Annotated in this window: 6 protein-coding genes; 4 read left to right on the top strand and 2 right to left on the bottom strand. The window is 68.9% G+C overall.

Annotated elements, in window-relative coordinates:
- Positions 1-92 precede the first annotated feature (92 nt).
- Positions 93-770, bottom strand: a complete 678-nt coding sequence (locus tag ACIBL3_RS14725; RefSeq protein ID WP_396353803.1) for an AMP-binding protein — start codon at positions 768-770, stop codon at positions 93-95.
- Positions 771-967: 197 nt separating this feature from the next.
- Between ACIBL3_RS14725 and ACIBL3_RS14720 the strand changes: the two genes are divergently transcribed.
- A complete protein-coding gene (locus ACIBL3_RS14720; protein WP_396353802.1) occupies positions 968-2,431 on the top strand; it encodes a restriction endonuclease in 1,464 nt (487 codons plus the stop codon).
- On the opposite strand, the gene ACIBL3_RS14715 is transcribed toward ACIBL3_RS14720, so the two are convergent.
- Positions 2,424-3,356 (bottom strand): DUF6454 family protein, encoded by a 933-nt coding sequence (locus ACIBL3_RS14715; RefSeq protein ID WP_396353801.1) that lies wholly within the window; start codon positions 3,354-3,356, stop codon positions 2,424-2,426. The two genes, ACIBL3_RS14720 and ACIBL3_RS14715, sit on opposite strands and share 8 nt — an antisense overlap.
- Positions 3,357-3,452: 96 nt before the next feature.
- Here ACIBL3_RS14715 and ACIBL3_RS14710 point away from each other — a divergent pair, with 96 nt between their 5' ends.
- Genes ACIBL3_RS14710 through ACIBL3_RS14700 form a run of 3 tightly spaced genes read left to right on the top strand, consistent with a single transcriptional unit; the run spans position 3,453 to position 6,150 of the window.
- On the top strand, positions 3,453-4,073 hold the full coding sequence (locus ACIBL3_RS14710) for an SIMPL domain-containing protein (protein ID WP_396353800.1): 621 nt from the start codon (positions 3,453-3,455) through the stop codon (positions 4,071-4,073).
- A 51-nt stretch (positions 4,074-4,124) separates the two neighbouring features.
- The gene (locus ACIBL3_RS14705) at positions 4,125-4,871 is read left to right on the top strand and encodes a hypothetical protein (RefSeq protein WP_396353799.1); all 747 of its coding nucleotides are present in this window, start codon (positions 4,125-4,127) and stop codon (positions 4,869-4,871) included.
- A gap of 43 nt (positions 4,872-4,914) precedes the next feature.
- Positions 4,915-6,150, top strand: coding sequence for an Nramp family divalent metal transporter (locus ACIBL3_RS14700; RefSeq protein WP_396353798.1), 1,236 nt, complete (start codon positions 4,915-4,917; stop codon positions 6,148-6,150).
- Position 6,151: the final 1 nt, after the last annotated feature.

Below are 6,151 nucleotides of genomic sequence, written 5' to 3'. Positions count from 1 at the left end.
CGAACCCCACAACAGGTCCATGACGAGTATCTGGAACGGCAGCTCGCAGCGTGAATTAGCCGTTAAGAGCTGTCCGGAAAACGCGGGGCGCATCAGTCCTCCTCGGTGAACGCGATCGTCTCGGTGACGAAGAAGCCGTTGTTGAGGATGTTGTGATGGCTGAGTGTGGCGCCCTTCGGGAAGCCGGTGGTGCCGCTGGTGTACTGGATGTTGATCGGGTCGTCGAAGGTGAGCTCGGCCTCCCGGGCGTGCAGTTCGCCGACCGGGATCCGGTCCGCCGCCGACCGGAGCTCGTCCCAGTCACCGGTGCCGATGTAGACGGTCTCCTCCAGCGCCGGGCAGTCCGGGCGCACCTCGTCGACCATCGCGCGGTAGTCACTGGTCTTGAACTCGGTCGCCGAGATCAGCAGCCGGACGCCGGACTGGTTCAGCGCGTAGGCCAGCTCGTGGGTCCGGTACGCCGGGTTGATGTTCACCAGGATCGCGCCGATCGTGGCGGTCGCGTACTGCGTGATCGTCCACTCGGCGCAGTTCGGGGCCCAGATCCCGACCCGGTCACCCTTCGCGATCCCGTGCGCCAGCAGGCCGCGCGCGACCACGTCGACCTCGGCGCCGAACTCGCCGTACGTCCAGCGCCTTCCGGTCTGGACCTCCACCAGGGCATCCCGGTCGCCGAACCTGCGCACCGTGCGTCTGAGGTTGGCGCCGATCGTCTCGCCCAGCAACGGAACGTCGGACACCCCGGACGCGTAGGAAGGCAGGCTGCTCATGGGCTCAATCGTCACGCCCTTGTAACAGTGCGACAACCCCTGGCCGCCTGTCGCTCACCTTGAGTAATATTGGAGCACCTGTTCGGGTGCGGGCGAACAAGGTGTGGCCAGCAAGCAATTTGGTGACCAACTCTGCGTGATTTCAGTCGCTGAGTGTGGCGAGCCGGTTACGCTGGCGGGGAGAGGTGTGTGAGGCAATGGGCCGAACCGTCCAGGGTTACGCCCGCAGCGACCCTCCGCCCGGACGTACCGCCGAGGCGGCACAACGGACCGCTGCGGTGGTCGAGCGCGTCCGGGCCCTCGGCAACGTGCTGGCCGGCGCGCTCGCGATCGATGTCGACGGCACCGATCTGCAGACGCTGAAACGGGCCCCTCGGCGGGCGCCGCCGACGGGGTCGCCGGCCGATCTCGAGGCGCATCCCGGACCGGTCTGGGATGCGTTCGTGCCCCACTCACCACGCCGCTTCCGCTGGTGGGGTGCCGACCGGAGGTTCGCGCGTCGACTCGCCGACGCGGAGGACCGGTTCGCCGAGGCGATCGAACGGCACCGGGCGGCCGAGGAGAACCGGCGCGAGCGTGTGGCTCGCGCGCTGCGGGACCAGGTCGAGCAACAGCGCCGGCTCGACGAGGCGACCTCGGAGCAGCACGCCCGGGTCGACGCCTACCAGCGTGCGGTCGAGGGCCGAGACCGGGCTGCGGTCACCAAGTACTTCCAGAAGGCGCTCGATCGGGTGGCCGAGCCGCTCGACTTCCCCCGCCGGCGCCGGGTCGGCTACGTCCCCGAGTCGACGCTGCTCGCGGTCGAGTGGGAGCTTCCGGGCGTGGACGTCATACCGGCCGAGGCGTCGTACTTGTATGACCGTTCGAAGGAAGCCGTGGTGGCGGTGCCGCGACCGTCGCAGGAGATGCGGCTGCTGTACCAGCAGCTCGTTGCCCAGTTGGCGTTGCGGGCCTTGCACCTGGTGTTCGGGAGCGACCGGTACGGCGTGGTCGACACGGTGGTGTTCAACGGGATGGTCGAGTCCGTCGACCTGCCGACCGGGCAGACCGTGCGGCCGTGCCTGATCACGTTGCGGGCGACGAAGGAACAGTTCCAGGCTCTCGTGCTGGACCAGCTCGATCCGGTCGCCTGCGTGCGGCACTACTTCTCCGCGGAGGTGTCACGGCATCCGGAGGAGCTGCAGCCGGTGGAGCCGGTGCTCGAGTTCGACCTCGCCGATCCGCGCGCGATCGAACCGGTCGACGTGATCAGCGAGCTCGACAGCCGGCCGAACCTGCTGGAGCTGAGCCCGGACGCGTTCGAGCACCTGGTCCAGAACCTGCTCACCCGGATGGGCCTGGACACGCGGCTGTTCCGCCGCGGCAACGACGGCGGGATCGACTGCGTGGCCTACGACCAGCGGCCGATCACCGGCGGCAAGTTCGTCGTCCAGGCCAAGCTCTGGACCCGCACCGTCCCGCCGTCCGCCGTCCGCGACCTCTTCGGCACCGTCGTGGACGCCGGCGCCACCCGGGGCATCCTCATCACCACCAGCGGCTTCGGCCCCTCCAGCTACCAGTTCGCCGCCGGCAAACCCCTCCAACTCATCGACGGCACCGCCCTCCTCGCCCTCTGCCACCACCACAACATCCCCGCCCGAATAATCCCCCGCGCTAGCTGAGTGGGGACTCGTAGATTTGGATTTCGGTGCCGCCTGTGTCTTCGCCGTCGTCGGGGGCGGTGTAGAGGCGGAGTTTGGTGGGGGTGGTTTCCAGGGCTACGGGGTTTCGGGTGGCGTTGTGGCGGGTGGTGGGGCTGAAGTACGGGAAGGGGATCTCGTGGAGGATGCGGTTGGACTCGAGGTCCAGGAGGGCGAGGCCGCCTAGGTCGTAGGTGCCGGTGGGTGCGGGGAGACCCGTGACGCCGCCGCAGAGTTGTTTGCCGCGGGCGACGTAGTCGCAGTCCTGGTAGTCGAGGAGGTGGCTCTCGTTCGGTGCGGACTCCAGCCGGCGGCCGGTGGGCGTCCAGTCGTAGAGGGTGCGGGAACCCCAGCTGACGCCGTGCACCTTGCCGGTGGTGCGGTCGCGGACGACGCCGCCGACGTGGTCCTGCACCCGGAAGCGCTCGGTGACCCGGTAGGTCTTCGGGTCCACGGTGTAGACGATCGCGCGCGAGTTCGGCCGGTACTCCGCGACCGGGATCCACACGTCCTTCCCGTCGAAGTCGATGCCGCCCGGGTGGTACGCCGTACCCTCGCCGAGCTTGATGTCCTTCAGCAGGTTGCCCTGCCGGTCCAGGACGAACAGGTGCCCGACCCCCTTGCCCGGGCTCCTGTCGTACCCGTCCACCGGCTGCGGATACCGCACCGGCGCCTCGGTCACCTCCACGCTGGACAGGAAGATTCGGTCACCGACGAGCGCGAACCCCTGTGGGTGGTACGTCGGGAACCGCAAGGGGATCCGGGCCACCTGAGTCCACGCCGTACTGCGGGTGGTCGCCTCGAAGGCCCGGGTGACGTCGGAGTCCTTGGGCGAGGCATTGGCGGTCGTGAGGCCGGTCAGCAGAACCCCGGCGAGGACAGTGGGTAGGAGGATCCTTCGGCGCATCAGCGTCTCCTTGGGCGTGAATGTGACGATGCAGTCTGCGGCGGCCAAGTGACATGTTGGCCGACACCAGATGTCCAGTAGTGACAGACTGCCGGTATGGACACTGGGGTGAGCGTTGTCGGGTCGGGACAGGTGAGTGCGGCGCCGGACGTACTGCGGATGACGCTGAGCGTCGGCCATGACGCGGCCGACGTGGCGACCGCGGTGTCGCAAGTGGCGCAGCGGACGGACGCGGTGATCGCGGCGCTGCGACAGCAGGGGGTCGAGGCGGCCGACATCGCGACCAGCTCGGTCCAGGTGCACCCGCAGTACAAGGAGATGTCGGCACCGAGTGGTTTCCACGCGTCCCACAGCCTGACGGTCACCACCACCGACCTGACCGGGTTCGGCCGGCTGCTCAACGCGGCGGTGGATGCCGCAGGCAACAGCCTTGGACTCGACTACCTGCAGTTCGACATCCAGGAGAAGGGCCCGCTGCTCACCCGGGCCCGCGAACTCGCGTTCCGCCAGGCCTACGCCAAGGCCGAGGAACTCGCCGCCCTGGCCGGCTACTCGCTGGGCTCGGTCACCTCGATCTCCGAGACGCAGGGCTACTTCCCGATCCGTGAGCAGGCTCAGGGCAAGATGCTGGGTGGCGGCTTCGACGCGGCGGTCAGCATCAGCCCGGGCGACCAGGCGATTGAGGTCTCATTACAGGTTCAGTTCTCCTGGGCGTGATGGACCGGATTCCGGTCTAGACTCCCTGCAACTTTCCTGGGGAGGGAACTCATGGTATTGCAGCGAGCCGTTGTCCCGGCCGTCCTCTTACTGACCCTGGTCGCCTGCGGCGGCTCCTCCGACACTGGCAGTGGCTCGGCCGCGACGCCGACCCCGACACCGACCGCGAGCAGCAGTACGCCGAGCGCCGTACCGACGACTGCGCCGCCCTCCAAGGCTCCGGTGGCCCGCACCAAGGCAACGTTGACCAAGGCGTTGCTGGCGCTGGAGGACCTGCCGGCCGGGTTCGCGATCGATCCCGCCGCCGAGGGTGACGACGGGACTGAGCTGTCGTCGACGAACGCCAAGTGCGCGAAGCTGGTGCAGTTGTTCAACGCCGACTCGACGCCCGGCGCGAAGGTCGGCGTGACCCGGGAATTCTCCGGCGGTCAGAACGGCCCGTTCGTCGGTGAGACGCTCGAGGCGATGCCGTCGGCCGCGGCGACTACGGCCTACCTCACCTCCGTCAAGGCGGCGGTGAAGGCCTGCAGCAAGGCCAAGCTCAGCATCGAAGGCGCCGGCAGTTCGACGGTCACGGTCACCGAGGTGGCTGCGCCGAAGGCCGGGACCACGCCGGTCGCGGTCCGGTTCTCCGCGGCGAGCGGGCCGCTGGCGGGGCTCGAGGTGACGTTCGCGTTCGCCGGGCTGGGCGACGTACTGCTGAGCATGAACTTCGACAGCTCTGACATCGAGGAGCCGGTGGCCGACGCGGCGGCGAAGGCGAGCAAGGTGCTGGGGACTTCCACGACCGGCACCTGACCGGCGGGGTTGCGCCTTTGGCGCTGTCGTGGAGACTTCTTTCATGTACGCGCCGGCGCCGCTGAAACGGCAGTTGAGCCGGTCCGGGCTGTTGCTGCTCGGACCGGCGTTCGTGGCGGCCGTCGCGTACGTGGATCCGGGCAACTTCGCGACCAACATCGCGGCCGGGGCGACGTACGGCTACCTGCTGTGCTGGGTGGTGGTCGGCGCCAACCTGATGGCCGTCCTGGTGCAGTATCTGGCCGCCAAGGCGAGTATCGCGACCGGGCGGACACTCCCGCAGCTCTGCCGGGACCACTTCAAGCGGTCCACGTCGACCGGGTTGTGGGCGCAGGCCGAGCTGGTGGCGATCGCGACCGACCTGGCCGAGGTGGTCGGTGGTGCGATCGCGCTGAACCTGCTCTTCGGGATCCCGCTACTGCTCGGCGGGGTGATCACGGGAGCGGTGTCGTTCGGGCTGCTGATCTACCAGTCGAGGCGCGGGCAGCGGCCGTTCGAGGCGGCGATCATCGGGCTGCTCGCGGTCGTGCTGCTCGGGTTCGTGGTGTCGACGGTGCAGTCGGAGCCGTCGGCGACCGGCGTACTCGGTGGTCTGGTCCCGCGGCTGGACGGGACCGAGTCGCTCGTGCTCGCGGCCGGCATGCTCGGCGCGACCGTGATGCCGCACGCGATCTGGTTGCACGGGGCGCTCGTCACCGACCGGCACTGGAAGACGCTGGGTACGGCCAAGGGCAAGGCCCGGGTACTACGAGCCACCAGGATGGATGTGGCCGTCGCGATGGCGCTGGCCGGCGCGGTCAACCTCGCGATGGTGGTGGTCGCCGCGGCGGCCCTGGACGGGACCGGCGCCGATTCCCTCGACGCTGCGCACAGTGCGATCGGGGTCCGGCTGGGCGAGGTGCCCGCGCTGTTGTTCGCGCTGGCCCTCCTGGCGAGCGGGTTCGCCTCCTCGTCGGTCGGCACCTACGCGGGTTCGGTGATCCTGGACGGCTTCTGGCGTCGCCACGTCCCGCTGGCAGTCCGGAGGCTGGTCACGCTGATCCCGGCGCTGCTGGTCCTTGCGATCGGCATCGATCCCAGCCGGGCACTGGTGGTTTCGCAAGTGGTGCTGAGCTTCGGCATCCCGTGTGCGCTCTGGCCGCTGGTCCGATTGACCGCGTCCCGGCGCGTCATGGGCGACCTTGTCAACCGGTGGGCGACTACTCTCGCCGCATGCCTGGTAGCGACCGCCGTCTCGGTGCTGAACGTCGTACTGATCGTCCTCACCTTCCGGGGATGAC

The organism is Kribbella sp. NPDC050124 (assembly GCF_044460355.1).
Taxonomy (GTDB): domain Bacteria; phylum Actinomycetota; class Actinomycetes; order Propionibacteriales; family Kribbellaceae; genus Kribbella.
Note: the sequence above shows the minus strand (reverse complement) of the source record. Positions and strands in the feature narration are given on the sequence as shown.